The organism is Acinetobacter sp. WU_MDCI_Abxd143, assembly GCF_025514195.1.
Taxonomy (GTDB): Bacteria; Pseudomonadota; Gammaproteobacteria; order Pseudomonadales; family Moraxellaceae; genus Acinetobacter; species Acinetobacter pittii_H.
This window is the reverse complement of record NZ_JAHPTH010000006.1, coordinates 79,576-96,141: the sequence shown is the minus strand read 5'-3', so window position 1 is coordinate 96,141 and position 16,566 is coordinate 79,576. Positions and strand designations below refer to the sequence as shown.

14 protein-coding genes are annotated in these 16,566 nt (G+C 37.9%); 10 read left to right on the top strand and 4 right to left on the bottom strand.

The features are described from left to right. Nucleotides 1–122: 122 nt before the first annotated feature. Together KTI79_RS12660 and KTI79_RS12655 are read right to left on the bottom strand one after the other, a co-directional pair. A complete protein-coding gene (locus tag KTI79_RS12660) occupies nucleotides 123–1,241 on the bottom strand; it encodes an AI-2E family transporter (protein WP_086264996.1) in 1,119 nt (372 codons plus the stop codon). Nucleotides 1,242–1,365: 124 nt separating this feature from the next. After that, nucleotides 1,366–2,010, bottom strand: a complete 645-nt coding sequence (locus KTI79_RS12655) for a ParA family protein (RefSeq protein WP_005804567.1) — start codon at nucleotides 2,008–2,010, stop codon at nucleotides 1,366–1,368. A 158-nt stretch (nucleotides 2,011–2,168) separates the two neighbouring features. On the opposite strand from KTI79_RS12655, the gene KTI79_RS12650 reads away from it, so the two are divergent. Then, a complete protein-coding gene (locus KTI79_RS12650) occupies nucleotides 2,169–2,636 on the top strand; it encodes a Holliday junction resolvase-like protein (RefSeq protein ID WP_046811866.1) in 468 nt (155 codons plus the stop codon). A gap of 139 nt (nucleotides 2,637–2,775) precedes the next feature. Then, nucleotides 2,776–3,339, top strand: coding sequence for a hypothetical protein (locus tag KTI79_RS12645; RefSeq protein WP_046811865.1), 564 nt, complete (start codon nucleotides 2,776–2,778; stop codon nucleotides 3,337–3,339). Nucleotides 3,340–3,391: 52 nt separating this feature from the next. Here KTI79_RS12645 and KTI79_RS12640 read toward each other — a convergent pair whose 3' ends face one another. Then, nucleotides 3,392–3,922: a hypothetical protein gene (locus KTI79_RS12640; RefSeq protein WP_005078420.1), complete on the bottom strand. Its 531-nt coding sequence runs from the start codon at nucleotides 3,920–3,922 to the stop codon at nucleotides 3,392–3,394. A gap of 26 nt (nucleotides 3,923–3,948) precedes the next feature. Next, nucleotides 3,949–4,737 carry a class I SAM-dependent methyltransferase gene (locus KTI79_RS12635; protein ID WP_086264995.1) on the bottom strand — a complete coding sequence of 263 codons (789 nt, stop codon included), beginning with the start codon at nucleotides 4,735–4,737 and terminating at the stop codon, nucleotides 3,949–3,951. 127 nt (nucleotides 4,738–4,864) lie between these two features. Here KTI79_RS12635 and KTI79_RS12630 point away from each other — a divergent pair, with 127 nt between their 5' ends. The 8 genes from KTI79_RS12630 to astE all read left to right on the top strand — a co-directional run bounded on the left by KTI79_RS12630 (nucleotide 4,865) and on the right by astE (nucleotide 16,515). Beyond that, the gene (locus KTI79_RS12630; RefSeq protein ID WP_086264994.1) at nucleotides 4,865–6,142 is read left to right on the top strand and encodes a hypothetical protein; all 1,278 of its coding nucleotides are present in this window, start codon (nucleotides 4,865–4,867) and stop codon (nucleotides 6,140–6,142) included. A gap of 413 nt (nucleotides 6,143–6,555) precedes the next feature. Next, nucleotides 6,556–7,989: an amino acid permease gene (locus tag KTI79_RS12625; RefSeq protein WP_017481699.1), complete on the top strand. Its 1,434-nt coding sequence runs from the start codon at nucleotides 6,556–6,558 to the stop codon at nucleotides 7,987–7,989. Between the two features lie 1,035 nt (nucleotides 7,990–9,024). Beyond that, nucleotides 9,025–10,296: a Glu/Leu/Phe/Val family dehydrogenase gene (locus KTI79_RS12620; protein ID WP_086264993.1), complete on the top strand. Its 1,272-nt coding sequence runs from the start codon at nucleotides 9,025–9,027 to the stop codon at nucleotides 10,294–10,296. Between the two features lie 136 nt (nucleotides 10,297–10,432). After that, the gene (locus KTI79_RS12615; RefSeq protein ID WP_019767428.1) at nucleotides 10,433–11,647 is read left to right on the top strand and encodes an aspartate aminotransferase family protein; all 1,215 of its coding nucleotides are present in this window, start codon (nucleotides 10,433–10,435) and stop codon (nucleotides 11,645–11,647) included. An 18-nt stretch (nucleotides 11,648–11,665) separates the two neighbouring features. Next, nucleotides 11,666–12,697: an arginine N-succinyltransferase gene (gene astA, locus KTI79_RS12610; RefSeq protein WP_002116871.1), complete on the top strand. Its 1,032-nt coding sequence runs from the start codon at nucleotides 11,666–11,668 to the stop codon at nucleotides 12,695–12,697. Continuing rightward, nucleotides 12,697–14,166 carry a succinylglutamate-semialdehyde dehydrogenase gene (gene astD / locus KTI79_RS12605; RefSeq protein ID WP_086265749.1) on the top strand — a complete coding sequence of 490 codons (1,470 nt, stop codon included), beginning with the start codon at nucleotides 12,697–12,699 and terminating at the stop codon, nucleotides 14,164–14,166. The genes astA and astD overlap by 1 nt, the downstream gene beginning before the upstream one ends. Before the next feature lie 18 nt (nucleotides 14,167–14,184). Further along, nucleotides 14,185–15,528 carry an N-succinylarginine dihydrolase gene (gene astB, locus KTI79_RS12600; protein WP_086265750.1) on the top strand — a complete coding sequence of 448 codons (1,344 nt, stop codon included), beginning with the start codon at nucleotides 14,185–14,187 and terminating at the stop codon, nucleotides 15,526–15,528. A 12-nt stretch (nucleotides 15,529–15,540) separates the two neighbouring features. Then, nucleotides 15,541–16,515 carry a succinylglutamate desuccinylase gene (astE, locus tag KTI79_RS12595; RefSeq protein WP_086265751.1) on the top strand — a complete coding sequence of 325 codons (975 nt, stop codon included), beginning with the start codon at nucleotides 15,541–15,543 and terminating at the stop codon, nucleotides 16,513–16,515. Nucleotides 16,516–16,566 lie beyond the last annotated feature (51 nt).

The window sequence follows — 16,566 nt, the reverse complement described above, 5'->3', positions numbered from 1 at the left end:
CATGATTGGATGTCCTTATAAATATATATGATCGTTTGATTCAAACAAACAGAGGTCTGACCTACAAGTTAATTTAAATAGTTAATTTGTATCTAGAAACATTTTTAAATTAAATCACTATGTCACTCTTTGTCATTGGACGATTCACTTTCAGAGTCATAAATCATAGTCGTTTTTGGCATAGGTTCAGGTTCAATCGTTTCATGTAACCATTCACGCCAAATTGCCAGTAAAATAGCCAAAATTACAGGACCAATAAATAAACCGACCAAGCCGAAACTCGCAATACCACCTAATACACCAAACATAATTAATAAGAACGGAATTTTGGTGGCGCCAGAAATGACGAGTGGTCTAATCACATTATCTGAGCTACTGACAATCACCACGCCCCAAACGACAACGCCAATAGCTTCCATGGTTTGTCCTTGAGAGAACAACCATAAACCTACGCCTAAATAGGAAATTGGGGTACCAAATGGAATTAAAGCCAATAAGAACGTAGCAATAGTGAGTACCATAGGGTTTGGTACACCTGCTACGAAGTAACTTAATCCAGCTAAAACGGCTTGAGCAATTGCAGTTAAACCTACGCCATAGACTACTGCACGAGTTGTCTCGGAAATCGTATCAAGATAGTGATGAATACGAGGGCCAATGACCATTTCTAAAGCTTTACTCACTTGAGACAAAATCATTTGACCATCACGGTAGAAGAAAAATAGGCTAAATACGGCAAAGCCAAGTTTGACAATATTTTTGCTAATCTCACCGAGCAGTACACGGCCATAACTTAAATGACTTTGTACCCAAGCTGCGATATTTTGAATGGTGCTATTAGGATCGTTGTTTAACTCATTAAGTGTACGAGAAATTTCTTTTCCTACAAAAGGAAGCTCGCGTATAAAATCTGGAATGCTTAAATGGCCCGAAAAAACCTGACGTTGTAAGTCAAAATATAAGTTGCGTCCTTCATGCTGCAAAATGAAAATAGCACATGTAAACGGTACACCAACAACCAAAATGACCAGACTAATCATTAGAGTTGCATTTAAAGTATTACGGGTTTCTCCAAAAAAGCGCTGAATTCTTAAATAAATAGGCCAAGTCATATATGCAATGATGGCAGCCCAAAGTACAGGAACAATAAAGTATTTCAGGATATTAAATCCTAAAAAAATCAAAATAAAAAACAGCCCAAACAATAAAACGCGCTGTAAATTAGGAGCGTATGGATGCACGAACAATATTTCTCTAATTTTCTATGTAGAATAAAGTCATATTAACTGAAAAATAACCTGAGGCAAATTTTAAGGTCACAATGTAAAAAACCTTATACATGCAGTTGTAGAGGCTAAAACTCCCTTAAAACCATTCAGCTTTATCTTCAATTAACTTGTTTAGAACAGGTTGCCATTGATTTTGGATACTAATAAAGTTCTTTTGCGGTTTATCAAAAATGCTTAAACCCTGCATTGCTAAGCTGCCATACGCAGTGCGTTCAGCAATCCATGCAACAGGTTCCTGTTCAATTTTTTCAAAGAACTGTTGGATATCTTTTGAACTTGCACTGTTTGGTTTTACACGATTTGCAAGAAGTAAAATCTGAACTTTACCTTTACGAATACGTTTAATGTCTTGTAAATGCTTTAAAAAACGACGAGTACTGTCTATATCAAAAAATGAAGGTTGAAGTGGAGTAATAATGGCATGCGCTTCACTAATAAGCTGTTCAGCATGCTCACCTGACAGAGCACCAGGCGCATCAATAATTAAATAGTCCAGATTTTTGGGTGCATCACCAATTGATTTTTCATGACGCCAGTCTAGGCTTTGAATCGTTGCAACAGTATCAGGGCGCTGTTTTAACCATTGTAAGGCCGATTTTTGATTGTCCGAATCTGCTAATGCTACTTTATATCCTTTTTGTGCCAATGCCGTTGCTAACGTAATGGCTGTCATGGTTTTTCCGCATCCGCCCTTTTGATTTGCAATAAGTATCGTTTTCATAAATCCAATTATTTTCAGCAGCACATTTGTTTATGTTTTATACCTTAGCATCTTTTTGTGAGAAGTAGATGACTGCATTTGACAAAAGTTTAAGCTGTTTCGTTATTTTAGATATGATTAGAGCTGTAATCTTAATTCGCGCTTTTTAAGGAAAATTTATGTCTGTATGGCTTGCCATGCTTATTGGTGCTGGCATTGGTATTATCATCACTACTATTATTTTATCAAATACACGTAATGGACGAATTAAGGCTGAATATGAGCAATATATTGCTGAACTTGAACTAGAGCATCAACAGGCGCTTACTCAAGCACAAAAGAGAAGTGTAAATACAAGTCGTGCGGTGTTGAAAGGAAAAATGGCAGAACAATTTGCTCCCGTTTTACCTGAATTTCAGTATTTACCAAGTGATGCAAAATTCATGGGCGATCCGGTGGACTATATTATTTTTGATGGATATACCGATTTCCGCGATGGCGATGGTACGGCAGAAGACATCAATATTATTTTGCTTGATGTAAAAAGTGGTGGAGCTAGACTTACGAAAGGTCAACAAGCAATTGCCCAAGCTGTTCAACAAGGTAAGGTTCGTTTCGAAACGTTGAGAATAGATTTCGAAGATTAACAAGCTGTTTAATTCAGCACAAAAATAGACGAAATTGATCTGTATTGTTACTAAATTTCGATATTTTTTTCATCGCTTAAAGCTATTATAAATTGAAGATCTAATCACTTTGATCTAGCAATATTTGAGGTGTAACACGATGAAAAAACAAAGTTTGATGATGGGCTTACTCGCCGTGATTGGCATGAGTTCAACATTTGCATCGACCTCAAGTGAATATAATATTGCCAATGGTTTGAGCCCGATAGAAAAAGATCAATCTATTTCTGTATTACAACCTTTTCAAGGAAATTTCAGAATCTTGGGTTCAAAAGTTTATCAAAATGATGAACAAGCTAAGTTTTCTCCTATCGACTATGCAGTAAGTTGGGGATTGTTTGCAAAGCCTGAGATCGCACGTCATATTTCAGTGAAACAATATGACCGTTATTTAAACTGGAAAATTCCTAAATTACCTGTTCCAGCAGAGCAAGCGATGCAAATGGTATCTAACATGCACATCATTCCTGCAAATCCTGAAATTGCTCAGCAGATTAAACAGGTTAAACGTGGTGATTTAGTTTATCTAAAAGGTGACCTTGTCGAGATTAAGGACAAAAATTTAGTTTGGAAATCCTCACTTACGCCGACTGATACGGGTGATGGTGCATGTGAGTTATTCCGCGTTCAGGCAATTCATTGGGTTGAAAAGCAAAATATATAATTTATAAAAAAGCCTTCATAAGTTTGAAGGCTTTTTTATAACCAATACATTGCTATTTCTGTTGCGATGCTTTCCAATATTTTAATTGATTTTGCGCTTGTAAATAGTCGGCAAGATCATTGATCTGTTCATCTTTATTGGCTTGCTTATCACTCAAGTGTTTTTCTTGGTTTTCCCAATATTGATAAAGTAGACCCTGAATGTAACGACCTTGCTCAGTTTTTAAATCTAAATCTTTTAACATGGTCAGAGAAGAGCGCACATTATCGAGAGTACGCTGTTGCTCAAACTCTGTAGTGAGGGTTCCAGCTTCATGCATTTTTGCTAATTCACTTTCCATCTCGTCACTCATTTCTGTAAAGCGACGATCATAATCCTCTAACAGCGCAATATCGTGTGCATCATCAGCAGTGGCAGGGAAGGTCTTAACAGGTCTTTCATTTAGTTTTTCTAAAACCTGATCGGTAGATGAGGTGGCAGAAGGTTGCTCCGTCTTAGCAGGCTCATCCGCTTTTTTACAAGCAGTCAGAAATAGGCTAGAGCAAAGCAAAGACATTAATATGATTTGAGGTGTTTTCTTCATAACTTTCAACCAAACCTATTCACTAATTATTTAACGGGTAACGTACTTTTTTGAAAGTGATATGCATACGTAACATATGGAAAATCAATCTGATCTTGAGGACCTAATCCAGTAAAATCATAAACAATTTTTTCAAACAGTGCTTTGAGTTGTAATTGATCTTTTTCAGTCATTGCAGCAATAAAGCTCGTAGAGAGTAAACGTTTACTTACGACTTGTTCGACAGAACCGTGTTGTGACTGCGTGAATGTTTGTAGGCTATCAAATAGGAATAAATCTTGTTGTTCAAATACGCGTTTCCACTTTTCACTATGATAACGAGGTGTGTCACCTTCAAGTGGGAGTAGGAAGTCAGCTAAAGCTTTGACCCAATCTGTACGTTCGTCTCGTTGATTCCAAACTAGCCCTAAATGTCCTTCTGGTTTTAATACTCTATGCATTTCTGTTAGGGTATCGAGGTTGTCAAACCAGTGAAAAGATTGCGCACAAATAATGGCATCAATTTTATGATCTTCTACAGGAATTGAATGGCTAAAAGCCTGTAATGTTTTGATATCAGGATAAACTTGTTGAAGCTGCTGTAACATCTCGCCAATTGGTTCAACTGCAATAACATCTGCATGTGTTTGTTTTAAGTAGGGTAAGAATTTGCCAGTACCTGATCCAAGATCAATAACAGTAGAGTTTTCCTGTATTTGTAGGCAATTTTGCAGCCAACTTACTATTTCTGCGGGATAATTGGGTCTAACTTGCTGATATAGTTCAGCAGCTGAACTGAAGCCTTTTTGAGCGGCAGGATGTAAGGATTGTGTCATATTTTGCGCTTTTTAATCTGACTGGCATCTATAAAATAAGATACTCCGCAATCATAAATTGGCAAAACACCTATTTTGTTTCATTTTTGACGTTGTATGTGGGAGTAAATTTTCTTTCGGTGTGAGCATGGATAAGCAAATTATTTTTGAAGACGAACACATTAGAGCCATTTTTTTACCAGGCGATTCTAATACATTGGTTCTCTCTTTTGGCGATTTGATTACCCGAGCGAGTGGCTTATCTATCAATGCTGAAAAGTCTCTAATTAAATACCAATATAATGTTATTGGGGTAATGCCAAAACAAAAATCATGGTTTCCTCAAGCAAGCATGATTGAGCTGGCACAAGCAATTTCGCCTATTCTAGAAGGCTTTAAAAATATTGTGGGTTATGGCGGTTCAATGGGCGGCTATGCGGCAATCAAATATTCTAATTTATTGAATATGAACCGTGTGATTGCATTTGTGCCTCAATATTCAATTGATCCAGAGCATGTTGAAGACCGACGTTACGCTGAGTTTTTTGATGCTATAGCAAATAAAGACATGCAGATTCAGCCACAAGATGTCGATGCAGTGCGTGAATACATTATTGTTTATGACCCATATTTCTCGATTGACCGTGAACATTACTTAAAAATAAAAGAGCTGTTACCAAGCTTACATACGATTCATTTGCCATTTACTGGTCATGAAGCATTGTCTGTATTGGCTAGTTCAAGTTTATTACATGATTTTATTGAACATGATTTCAATGAAATCTATTTTTATCAGCAAGTTCGTAAGGTCAAAAAACAAAGTAAGTTTTACTTCCGTAATGTACTTGCGCATGTTCTTACTCATCATGATGAAATGTTGTTAAAAATATTGCGTCAAAATGATTTTCAGTTAGATGAACGTTATTTTGATAACCCACTTAAACAGGCTATTACACGTAGTCTGATAAAAACAAATCAAGCAACTGAGTTGGACTTTCAAAAGCTCGGTATTAAAGTGCAGCGAATTCAAGAAGATGCAAATTATAAAGAAGGCTTGCAGACTAGCTTTGGTTTAATTTTGGTATTTAACCTCATCAATTCAAAGTTTGAAAGTTATACAGTAGATACTCTACTGGCGAATAAATCTTATTTGGTTCCAATTGTGGCTGAGCAAACTGGTGTAGTGCACATTGAATTAAATAATGAAATTTATTTGTTAGCGATGAATGATCGTAAGATTATTAAATTGTTCAAGCGTGAAGAGCCCTTAACATCGGATATGAGTCCGTTTGTAATCAAAAAATATTCGGATTCTTTAGCGATTAGCTATAAGCAATTAAATTTATCTTGTGATGAACAAGGGCTGTGTGAATTTACGGAAGGTTCAATTCAATCTACCGAACAGTTGAGCACCATCAGCTATTAAAGCTTTATAGTGTTTAAATAAAGCTCAGACCTTTAGGTTTGGGCTTTATTTTTTGCTTAAAAAATATTTTTTTATAAACTTATTTGTATATTATTTTAAAACTCATTATTTAAATAAATAGTAGGTTTGTTATATAGTGCTCTGCTGTATTTAAAGTAGGCATAACCAGTAATATATATAAATACTATGTTTAAAGATAAATGGGTTTTTCTACTACATAAATTATAGAAATAATATGAGATTAATTAAAATACAGATATAGCTATAAAAAAATATAACTAAATGTTTTTTCTATGTATTTTATTTTTACATGAAGAGCTTGGTTAAAATAAGTTCACTATTCAAAGATAATTGCATATTTATTTTTTTCTCCTAAAATGATTTTTTACTAAATTGTCGTTACAGTTTTTTATATGCAATCATTAAATTATCGGAATAATGATGCATCGCAACATGGAAGTTCTGCACCTTTGAAACGAGCAATGAGTACTCGACATTTGGTGATGATCTCCCTTGGCGGTGCCATAGGTACAGGTCTTTTTTTAGGGTCTGGTGATGTAATTTCCCAAGCAGGCCCAATTGGCGCAATTATTTCTTATTTTTTGGGCGGTTTAATTGCCTATACCGTGATGTTATGCCTTGGTGAACTTGCGGTTCATGTGCCGGAATCAGGTTCTTTTGGTGAATACGCACGTCGTTATATTGGTCCGGGTACGGGCTATATGATTACTTGGCTCTATTGGTTAACTTGGACTGCAACTTTAGGGACTGAGTTTACTGCAGCGGCTTTATTGGTGCAGGAGTGGTTTCCATCTACCTCGGTATGGGCTTGGACTCTTTTTTTTGGTGCCTTAGTTTTTTTCCTTAATATCAGTTCAACTCGATTATTTGCCGAATCTGAATTCTGGTTGGCACTCGTTAAAGTTATTACAATCATCTGTTTTATTGGTTTGGGTCTACTGGCAATTTTTGGTTTTATTCCTTACCACGGACATGAAACAGCGCCATTATTTAGTAACCTGACTGCCCACGGTTGGTTCCCAAACGGTCTCTTCCCAATTTTTGCCACTATGCTTATTGTTAACTTTGCTTTTTCGGGCACAGAATTAATTGGGGTAGCGGCGGGGGAAGCTGAGAATCCAGCACAGACAGTTCCTAAAGCAATCAATGCGGCTATTTGGCGGTTACTAATTTTCTTTGTTGGTACAATTGTGGTGATTAGTTCATTACTGCCGTTCCAACTTGCAGGCCTTAGTGCAAATGAAGTAAGTAATAGTCCTTTTGTGACGGTATTTAACTATATTGGTATTCCATATGCAGAAGATATTATCCGCTTTGTAATTATTACGGCTTTACTTTCTGCTGCAAATTCTGGTTTGTTTGCTGCTTCACGTATGATGTGGTCGCTTTCGGCGAAAAATCAGTTACCAAAAATATTTTCTAAATTAACTCCTTCTGGAACACCGATTGTTGCCATTACTGTAACTATGTTTGGTGCAATTCCTGGATTGCTTTCAGAACAATTCGCACCAGAAACAATTTTTAAGAATCTATTGGGGGTTGCAGCTTTTACGATGGTTGTGGTTTGGATTGCGATTTGTATTTCGCAGTTTAACTTCCGTAGACAGTGGTATAAGTCAGGAAAAACAGCAAAAGATTTGCGTTTCGCGGCACCTCTTTTCCCTCTTACCCCAATTGTGGGTGGGTTGTTCTGTCTCGTTACCTGCATCAGTATGGTCTTTGACCCATCCATGCAAGTTGGTTTTATCTGTTGTATTGTTTTTATACTTCTATGCTATGCAAGCTACTTCATTTTTTATCGAAAGAAAGATCTGGTGCAGAGCTGAGCTTTCTAGAGTCTAAAGAATGTTTTTTTAAAGGTCCCGTAAGGGGCCTTTTTTGTGTCTTACTGGAAGTTAAAAAAGAAGGAATTTATATATTTTTTTTTAAAATGAAGTTTTATTTTTAATCATGAAAACAAATATTGTTTTGTAAAATTACCATTTATCGGATTCTTATTAATATTTATTTATTATTAATATTTGATTAAGTCTATGTTTAGCTTGGTTATTTGATAAAGAGGTTTTTGAGATTTTATGAAATATGAATTAGAAATGGACTTATTATAGATTTAATGTAGAGAGGGTATAGTTTTTTGACAATTTTACGAAGGCGATTAATTTTTAAATTGTTGTTATTTATGGTTTTAATTTTTTGTATTTTTTTAAATTATGATTTTATGTTTTCTATAAAAATTTTTTATTAAAGTTAAGCTTTTTTTAATATTTGTTGTTTTTTTATTATAAGGATTAGTGCGATTTGATTATTTTTTCTCTGCTTATTTATTTTAAAATGTTCTAAATGAGTGTGCTCTATGCTATATTTATTGGAAGATTTTATAGCTATGTTCCGGCTTAATTTTAAGCGGTATGTGTAGAGATAATTAATCTGTAGCATTATTGAACAATGTTTATTTTTAAAAAGACTAATGGAGGGATCTATCGATTAGTCAAAATAATTTTTATGGACATATGATTTTTTTATAAATCATCGTTCTTTTTAACTCCCAAACGGTTATGCCATTTCTTTTGTATTTATATTTCAGCCGACTGGATTAAGTGGGTTGTGGTTAAACTTTGCTTTTATAAAGATAGCTTTATAAACAGTAAGTTAAATGAAAGAAAGCTTGTAAAAGATATCGATATATAAAAGTAGATCATACTTTTAGTATCAACAAATGGAATTTAAAAAACCTAATGCTTTAGAAGAGCAGAAGGTTTAGTAAATAAACTAAGACTTTGTTATTGCAAGGTTTTAGTTGCTGAATAATAAAGACTACGGATTTATCAAATCTGAGTCTATGAAGGTATATAGGAAAAAAGATGTCAGATCTTTCATACGTAAACGAACATAGCGATGCATGGCAAACTTACTTGGCACAAATTGACCGTGTAGCGCCATATTTAGAACACTTAGCTGATTATATCGATACTTTAAAACGTCCTAAGCGTGCGCTTATTGTTGACGTGCCAATCGTGATGGATGACGGTTCGATCCAGCACTTTGAAGGCTACCGTGTACAACACAACTTGTCTCGTGGTCCGGGTAAAGGCGGTGTTCGTTACCATCCAAATGTTGATTTGAATGAAGTAATGGCATTGTCTGCATGGATGACAATTAAAACTGCTGTTTTGAACTTGCCATTTGGCGGTGCAAAAGGTGGTATCCGTGTTGATCCACGTAAATTATCAACTCGTGAATTAGAGCGTTTGACTCGTCGTTATACGACTGAAATTGGTCATATTATTGGGCCTCAAAAAGATATCCCTGCTCCAGACGTTGGTACGAATGCCAATATCATGGGTTGGATGATGGATACTTATTCTACTAGCCAAGGTCACACTGTAACTGGTGTTGTAACTGGTAAACCAGTTCACTTAGGCGGTTCTTTAGGTCGTGTGAAAGCAACTGGTCGTGGCGTATTCGTTACAGGTCGTGAAGTAGCAGCAAAAATTAATTTACCAATTGAAGGCGCGAAAGTTGCTATTCAAGGTTTTGGTAACGTAGGTAGTGAAGCAGCTTTCTTATTTGTTGAATCAAAAGCGAAAGTTACGCACGTTCAAGATCACACTGGCACAATTTTCAATGCTGATGGTATTGATCTTGAAGCATTACGTGATCACGTAAATGCAAACCAAGGTGTTGGTGGCTTTGCTGGCGCGCAATCAATTGCTGACGAAGATTTCTGGACAGCTGACGTTGACATTATTGTTCCAGCTGCACTAGAAGGCCAAATCACTGTTGAACGTGCTCAAAAACTTAAAGCTAAGTTGATTTTAGAAGGCGCAAACGGCCCGACATATCCTAAAGCTGAAGATGTATTAGTTGAGCGTGGCATTGTTGTAGTTCCTGACGTGGTATGTAACGCCGGCGGTGTAACTGTAAGTTACTTCGAATGGGTTCAAGATATGGCGAGCTACTTCTGGAGCGAAGAAGAAATCAACGAACGTTTAGACAAGTTGATGGTTCAAGCTATGGATGATGTTTGGAATACAGCGAACAGCAACGCTTGTACTTTACGTACAGCAGCTTACATCTTGGCATGTGAGCGTATCTTAAAAGCTCGTAAAGAACGCGGTATTTTCCCAGGCTAATCTGCGGAAATTACTTTTAGAAAAAGTGGTTTGAGCAAATATAAAGGATGTTATAGGGTTTATTTGTTCATTCCCTTTTTCTGAATTATTTAAATTTAAGTGTTATCGAATATATTAAATAAATACTGAGGTAAGCATGGAACAGCCAATTTCTGTAACTCGAAGCAACTTTAACGACTGGATGGTTCCAGTTTTTGCACCGGCAAATTTCATTCCGGTACGTGGTGAAGGTTCACGTATTTGGGATCAAGAAAATAAAGAATATATCGATTTTGCAGGCGGGATTGCAGTAAACGCATTAGGTCATGCGCATCCAGTGGCAGTAAATGCTTTAACAGAACAAGCAACAAAACTTTGGCATGTAGGCAATGGTTATACAAATGAACCCGTTCTACGCCTTGCAAAACAACTCACCGAAAATACATTTGCAGATAAAGTATTCTTCTGTAACTCAGGTGCAGAAGCAAACGAAGCAGCACTCAAACTAGCTCGTAAAGTTGGTCTAGACAGCGGCGTTGCTGGCAAAAGTGGCATTGTGGCATTTAACAATGCGTTCCACGGCCGTACCTTATTTACCGTTTCGGCGGGTGGTCAACCTAAATATTCACAAGACTTTGCACCACTTCCAAACGGTATCAACCATGTTGCCTTTAATGATTTAGAAGCTGCAAAAGCGGTCATTAATGAACAAACTTGTGCCGTGATTGTTGAGCCAATCCAAGGTGAAGGCGGCGTTATTCCTGCTGACATCGAATTTTTAAAGGGTTTACGTGCACTGTGTGATGAGTTTGGTGCCTTACTTATTTTTGATGAAGTACAAACCGGTGTTGGCCGTACAGGTGCACTGTATGCCTACATGAACTCTGGTGTTATTCCAGATGTATTAACGACTGCAAAAGCACTAGGTGGTGGTTTCCCAGTAGGTGCAATGCTAACAACCGATAAGTTTGCTCCGCATTTTTCAGTCGGTACACATGGTACAACTTATGGTGGTAACCCGTTAGCAAGTGCGGTTGCAGGTGCAGTATTTGAGTTTATTAATACACCTGAAGTGCTTGAGGGTGTAAAACATCGTCATCAATATTTCATCGACGCATTAAATAAATTAAATGCTGAGTACCCGATTTTTGAAGAAATTCGTGGTCAAGGCTTACTCATTGGTTGTGTATTAAAAGCTGAGTATGCAGGGAAAGCGAAAGACATTACCACATGGGCAGGTGAAGAAGGTTTACTTGCTTTAATCGCAGGACCTAACGTGGTTCGTTTTACACCGTCTCTAATTATTCCTGAACAAGATATTGATGAAGGAATTGCTCGTTTAAAACGCGCATTGGCAAAGTTGGCTAAATAAAAAAAAGGAAAGCTAGCCATGATGATCGTCCGTCATGCCGAGTTTCGAGACCTTGAAGATATTTATAAATTAGCAGGTAAGTCGGGTGTAGGCCTGACTTCCTTGCCACAAAATATGGATACACTTTCGGCTCGAATTTCACGTACTCGCAATACTTTAAATGGCAATGTCCATAAAAGTGAACAAGGTTATCTGTTTGTTCTTGAAGATACAGAAGCTCAACGTGTTATTGGGTTAAGTGCAATTGAAGTTGCTGTTGGACTCATTGAACCTTGGTACAACTTTCATGTTGGTACTCAAGTACACGCTTCAAAAGCATTAAATGTGTATAAGTCATTACCTACTTTATTTTTAAGTAATGACAGAACAGGTAGTAGTGAACTCTGTACATTATTTTTAGATCCAGAGCGTCGTGAAAACCAAAACGGTAAATTCTTATCGAAAATCCGTTTTATGTTTATCGCTGCGTTTAAGCAATATTTCGAGAAAAAGTTAATTGCTGAAATGCGGGGTTTCTCAGACGAAAATGGATGTTCTCCATTTTGGGATGCGATTGGTCACCATTTCTTTAATATGGATTTTTCAACAGCAGACTATTTAAGTGGAATTGGGCAAAAAGTGTTTATTGCAGAGCTTATGCCACGTTTCCCAGTCTATGTAGATCTCTTGCCAAAAGATGCGCAAGAGGTAATTGGAAAAATGCATCCACAAACTTTACCTGCTTATCATGTGCTTGAGTCGGAAGGCTTACGCTATCAAGGATATGTCGATATTTTTGATGCGGGTCCAACCATTGAAGCCAATATTGATGAATTGCGAGCAGTAAAAGAAAGTCAGTTACTAAACGTCAAAATTACAAGTGAAGCTGCGGTCGGTAAGACCCAATATCTCATTGCCAATGATAATTATCATGACTATAAGGCAATGTTGTTAAAGCTTGATCTTGTTGATAACACAATAAATTTAACACATGAACAAGCTGAAAAACTCGGTGTACAAGAAGGTCACGTTGTTCGTGTGTTATCACTAAATCCAATGGAAGTATCCTGATGTCAAACTCTTTATTTATAAACGGTGTCTGGTTACAAGGCAGCGGTGCAACATTTGAAAAAACAAATCCAGTTGATAACCAAACTGTATGGTCAGGTGCCGAGGCTACTGCTGCTGATGTTGAGCAAGCTTGTCAGGCAGCGCGTACTGCGTTTCCAGCTTGGGCGCGTTTACCACTTGCAGAACGTGTAGCGATTGTTGAAAAATTTGCCGCTTTGCTTGAAGAAAATAAAAAGTATTTAGCAGAAGTCATTAGCCAAGAAACCAGTAAGCCATTTTGGGAAACGTTAACTGAAGTTCAATCAATGATTGGCAAGGTTGCGATTTCGATTCGTGCTTACCACCAACGTACAGGCGAAAGCTCAACTGAAATGGCCGATGGTGTAGCATCTTTACGTCATCGTCCGCATGGTGTACTTGCGGTTTTTGGTCCATATAACTTCCCGGGCCATCTACCAAATGGGCATATTGTTCCTGCATTACTTGCTGGCAACACAGTTGTATTTAAACCAAGTGAATTAACGCCATGGACTGCTGAAGAAACTGTAAAACTTTGGCAGCAAGCTGGTCTGCCAAATGGTGTGATGAATTTGGTGCAAGGTGGACGTACCACGGGTGAAGCGCTAGCTGCTTCACATGAAATTGATGGTTTATTGTTTACCGGAAGTGCAAACACTGGTTATCACTTGCATAAGCAAATGGCAGGTGCACCTGAAAAAATTCTTGCGCTTGAAATGGGTGGCAATAATGCATTGATTATTGATGAAATTATCGATGTTGATGCAGTAGTTAATCTTGCTATTCAATCTGCTTTTGTTTCGGCAGGTCAGCGTTGTACATGTGCACGCCGTATCTTGGTAAAAAATGGTGCTGAAGGTGATGCATTTATTCAACGTTTTGTTGAGGTTGCTAAAAACCTAAAAGTTGGCCGTTGGAACGATGAACAACAACCATTTATGGGTGGGGTAATCTCGTCAGTTGCTGCAACAAACATGATGCATGCTCAGCAAAAATTACTTGAGCTGGGTGCAAAAAGCTTGTTGCCAATGACACGTCCTCAAGAAGACAGCTCTCTACTTACTCCGGGTATTGTTGATGTAACAGGCGTGAAAGATATTCCAGATGAAGAATATTTTGGTCCGCTTACGACTATTCAACGTTATGACAACTTTGATGAAGCATTAAAAATTGCTAACGCAACTCGTTTTGGCTTGTCAGTTGGTTTGGTTTCACCAAAACGCGAACTGTTTGATGACTTACTCATTGAAGCACGTGCCGGTATTGTGAATTGGAACAAGCCATTAACTGGGGCTTCAAGTGCTGCACCATTTGGTGGTGTAGGGGCATCAGGTAATCACCGCGCGAGTGCTTTTTACGCTGCCGACTATTGTGCTTGGCCAATGGCATCACTTGAAAGTGACAGCTTAACCTTACCAGAAAAATTATCTCCAGGGATTGTGTTGCCTTAAACACTAGGGAAAGAAAAAATGAAAGGATATGAAGTAAATTTCGATGGTTTAGTGGGACCAACACATCACTACGCGGGTTTGTCGTTTGGTAATGAAGCATCGACAAAAAACCGTAATAATACCTCGAATCCAAAATTAGCAGCTAAACAAGGTTTGCTAAAGATGAAAGCCTTGGCTGACATGGGAATGAAACAAGGTGTACTTGCTCCGCATGAGCGTCCACATGTTCCAATGTTACGCCGTTTAGGTTTTACAGGTGATGACATTAGCGTTGTTGCTCAAGCAATGCGTCATTCACCTGAACTATTGTCATCTTTAAGTTCAGCTTCTCCAATGTGGACTGCCAATGCGGCTACTGTTTCACCTTCGGCAGATAGCCAAGATGAGCGTGTGCATTTCACAGCAGCGAACCTGAACAATAAGTTTCACCGTTCAATTGAAGCTGAAACTACAAGCCAAGTTTTACAAGCCATCTTTAAAAATGAACGCCACTTTGTACATCACGAAGCATTGCCACAAGTGGCTTTGTTTGGTGACGAAGGTGCAGCCAATCATAACCGCTTAGGGGGTGATTATGCTAAGCGCGGTGTTCAGGTGTTTGTTTATGGTCAACAACATTTAAATAATGGCTTGCCGGGACCAAAACGCTATCCGGCTCGACAAACGCGCGAGGCAAGTGAAGCAATTGCACGTTTGCACCGTTTAGATGATGCACATACCGTTTTTGTTCAGCAAAATCCGGATGTAATTGATCAGGGCGTTTTCCATAACGATGTGATCGCGGTAAGTAACCAACAGGTTTTATTCCATCACCAACATGCCTTTTTAAATCAAGATCAGGCTTTTGCTGAAATTCGTAAAAAAATGGCAAGCATCGGTGAAGACTTTATTTCGATTGAAGTGCCTGAAAACCGCGTTACTGTAGACGATGCCGTAGCAACCTATTTATTTAATAGCCAAATTTTGACTCGTCCAGATGGTGGAATGACTATTGTTGTACCGGAAGAGTCTCGTCAAAATGCAGCAGTGTGGGGCTATTTAAATGACATGATTCAAATGGGCACGCCAATTGATGCTATTCAGGTATATGACTTACGTGAAAGTATGCGTAACGGTGGTGGTCCAGCTTGTCTACGTTTACGCGTAGCTTTGAACGAAACTGAGTTAAATGCCGTAAATCCAAAAGTTCTAATGAATGATCAATTGTTTGGCACACTCAATCAATGGGTAGATAAACACTATCGTGATCGTTTAGCACAAGAAGATTTGGCTGATCCACATTTGTTAATGGAAAGCCGTATGGCACTTGACGAACTGACCAAAATTTTAGGTTTGGGTTCGGTTTATCCTTTCCAAAAATAATGAGGAGGTGACATGCAAGATTTTCTAGCATTAACCTTACAAGGTGAGCAGCCTACAACTCGCGAAGGAAAACAAAATAATTTTTCTTGGCGTTGGTTGGGTGAAGGACTTCTTGAATGCACCCCAAACGCACAGTACGACAAAGCTGTCGTACTGTCAGCTGGAGTGCATGGTAATGAAACAGCACCAATTGAATTGTTATCTCATCTTTGCACGGATTTATTTGCAGGGCGTTTAAACCTTGCTGTGAGGTTGCTGCTTGTATTGGCTAACCCCTATGCAATGCGTCAAGGCAAACGCTATGTGTATGATGATGTAAATCGAATGTTTTGTGGCGGGTATAAAACTCTACCCGTGACTGAAGAATCAAAGCGTGCTGAAGTTTTAGAGCAAGTTGTCACGACTTTCTTTCAAGAAAGTGCAAGTGACGCTAAACGCTATCACTATGATTTACATACAGCAATTCGTGCTTCATTGTTACCAACGTTTGCTTTATTTCCCTATCAAACGCATGGCTATGATGCTGATTTAACAGCAAGTCTTGAAGCAGCCGATTTAGATGCTTTGGTTTATCACAATGCAGTAGGTAAAACGTTTACACATTTTACGAGTGAGAATTTTAAAGCGGCGAGCGCAACTTTAGAGTTAGGCAAAGCCTTACCATTTGGGCAAAATGACTTGAGCCAATTTGCTGCAATTGATGAAGTTATTCGTAATGTAGTTTCTGAGCAAGCCTTACCGCTACGCAATAAAACAAAAATTCGAGTCTTTAAGGTGTCTGATTCTTTAATTAAAAAAGATGAAGACTTCCAGATGAATTTATCTGCTGAAGCTCCGAATTTTTCGACTTTTACCAAAGGTGAAATCATTGCAACTCAACCTTCTGGTAATTATGTGGTTGAGCAAGATCAGGTCTGGATTTTATTTCCAAATCCAAATGTGAAGCTTGGTTTGCGTGCGGGCTTAGTTTTAACTGAAGCGAATTGAATACTTGTTTTTTGAGAAATAAAAAAGGGCAATTAATTGCCCTTTTTTATT

Coding starts and splice junctions, on each gene's coding strand:
- KTI79_RS12645 (WP_046811865.1), top strand. CDS start 2,776: ATGAAAAAACAAAGTTTGATGATGGGCTTACTCGCCGTGATTGGCATG.
- astB (WP_086265750.1), top strand. CDS start 14,185: ATGAAAGGATATGAAGTAAATTTCGATGGTTTAGTGGGACCAACACAT.
- KTI79_RS12625 (WP_017481699.1), top strand. CDS start 6,556: ATGCAATCATTAAATTATCGGAATAATGATGCATCGCAACATGGAAGT.
- KTI79_RS12620 (WP_086264993.1), top strand. CDS start 9,025: ATGTCAGATCTTTCATACGTAAACGAACATAGCGATGCATGGCAAACT.
- astD (WP_086265749.1), top strand. CDS start 12,697: ATGTCAAACTCTTTATTTATAAACGGTGTCTGGTTACAAGGCAGCGGT.
- KTI79_RS12650 (WP_046811866.1), top strand. CDS start 2,169: ATGTCTGTATGGCTTGCCATGCTTATTGGTGCTGGCATTGGTATTATC.
- KTI79_RS12615 (WP_019767428.1), top strand. CDS start 10,433: ATGGAACAGCCAATTTCTGTAACTCGAAGCAACTTTAACGACTGGATG.
- KTI79_RS12630 (WP_086264994.1), top strand. CDS start 4,865: ATGGATAAGCAAATTATTTTTGAAGACGAACACATTAGAGCCATTTTT.
- astE (WP_086265751.1), top strand. CDS start 15,541: ATGCAAGATTTTCTAGCATTAACCTTACAAGGTGAGCAGCCTACAACT.
- astA (WP_002116871.1), top strand. CDS start 11,666: ATGATGATCGTCCGTCATGCCGAGTTTCGAGACCTTGAAGATATTTAT.
- KTI79_RS12640 (WP_005078420.1), bottom strand. CDS start 3,922: ATGAAGAAAACACCTCAAATCATATTAATGTCTTTGCTTTGCTCTAGC.
- KTI79_RS12655 (WP_005804567.1), bottom strand. CDS start 2,010: ATGAAAACGATACTTATTGCAAATCAAAAGGGCGGATGCGGAAAAACC.
- KTI79_RS12635 (WP_086264995.1), bottom strand. CDS start 4,737: ATGACACAATCCTTACATCCTGCCGCTCAAAAAGGCTTCAGTTCAGCT.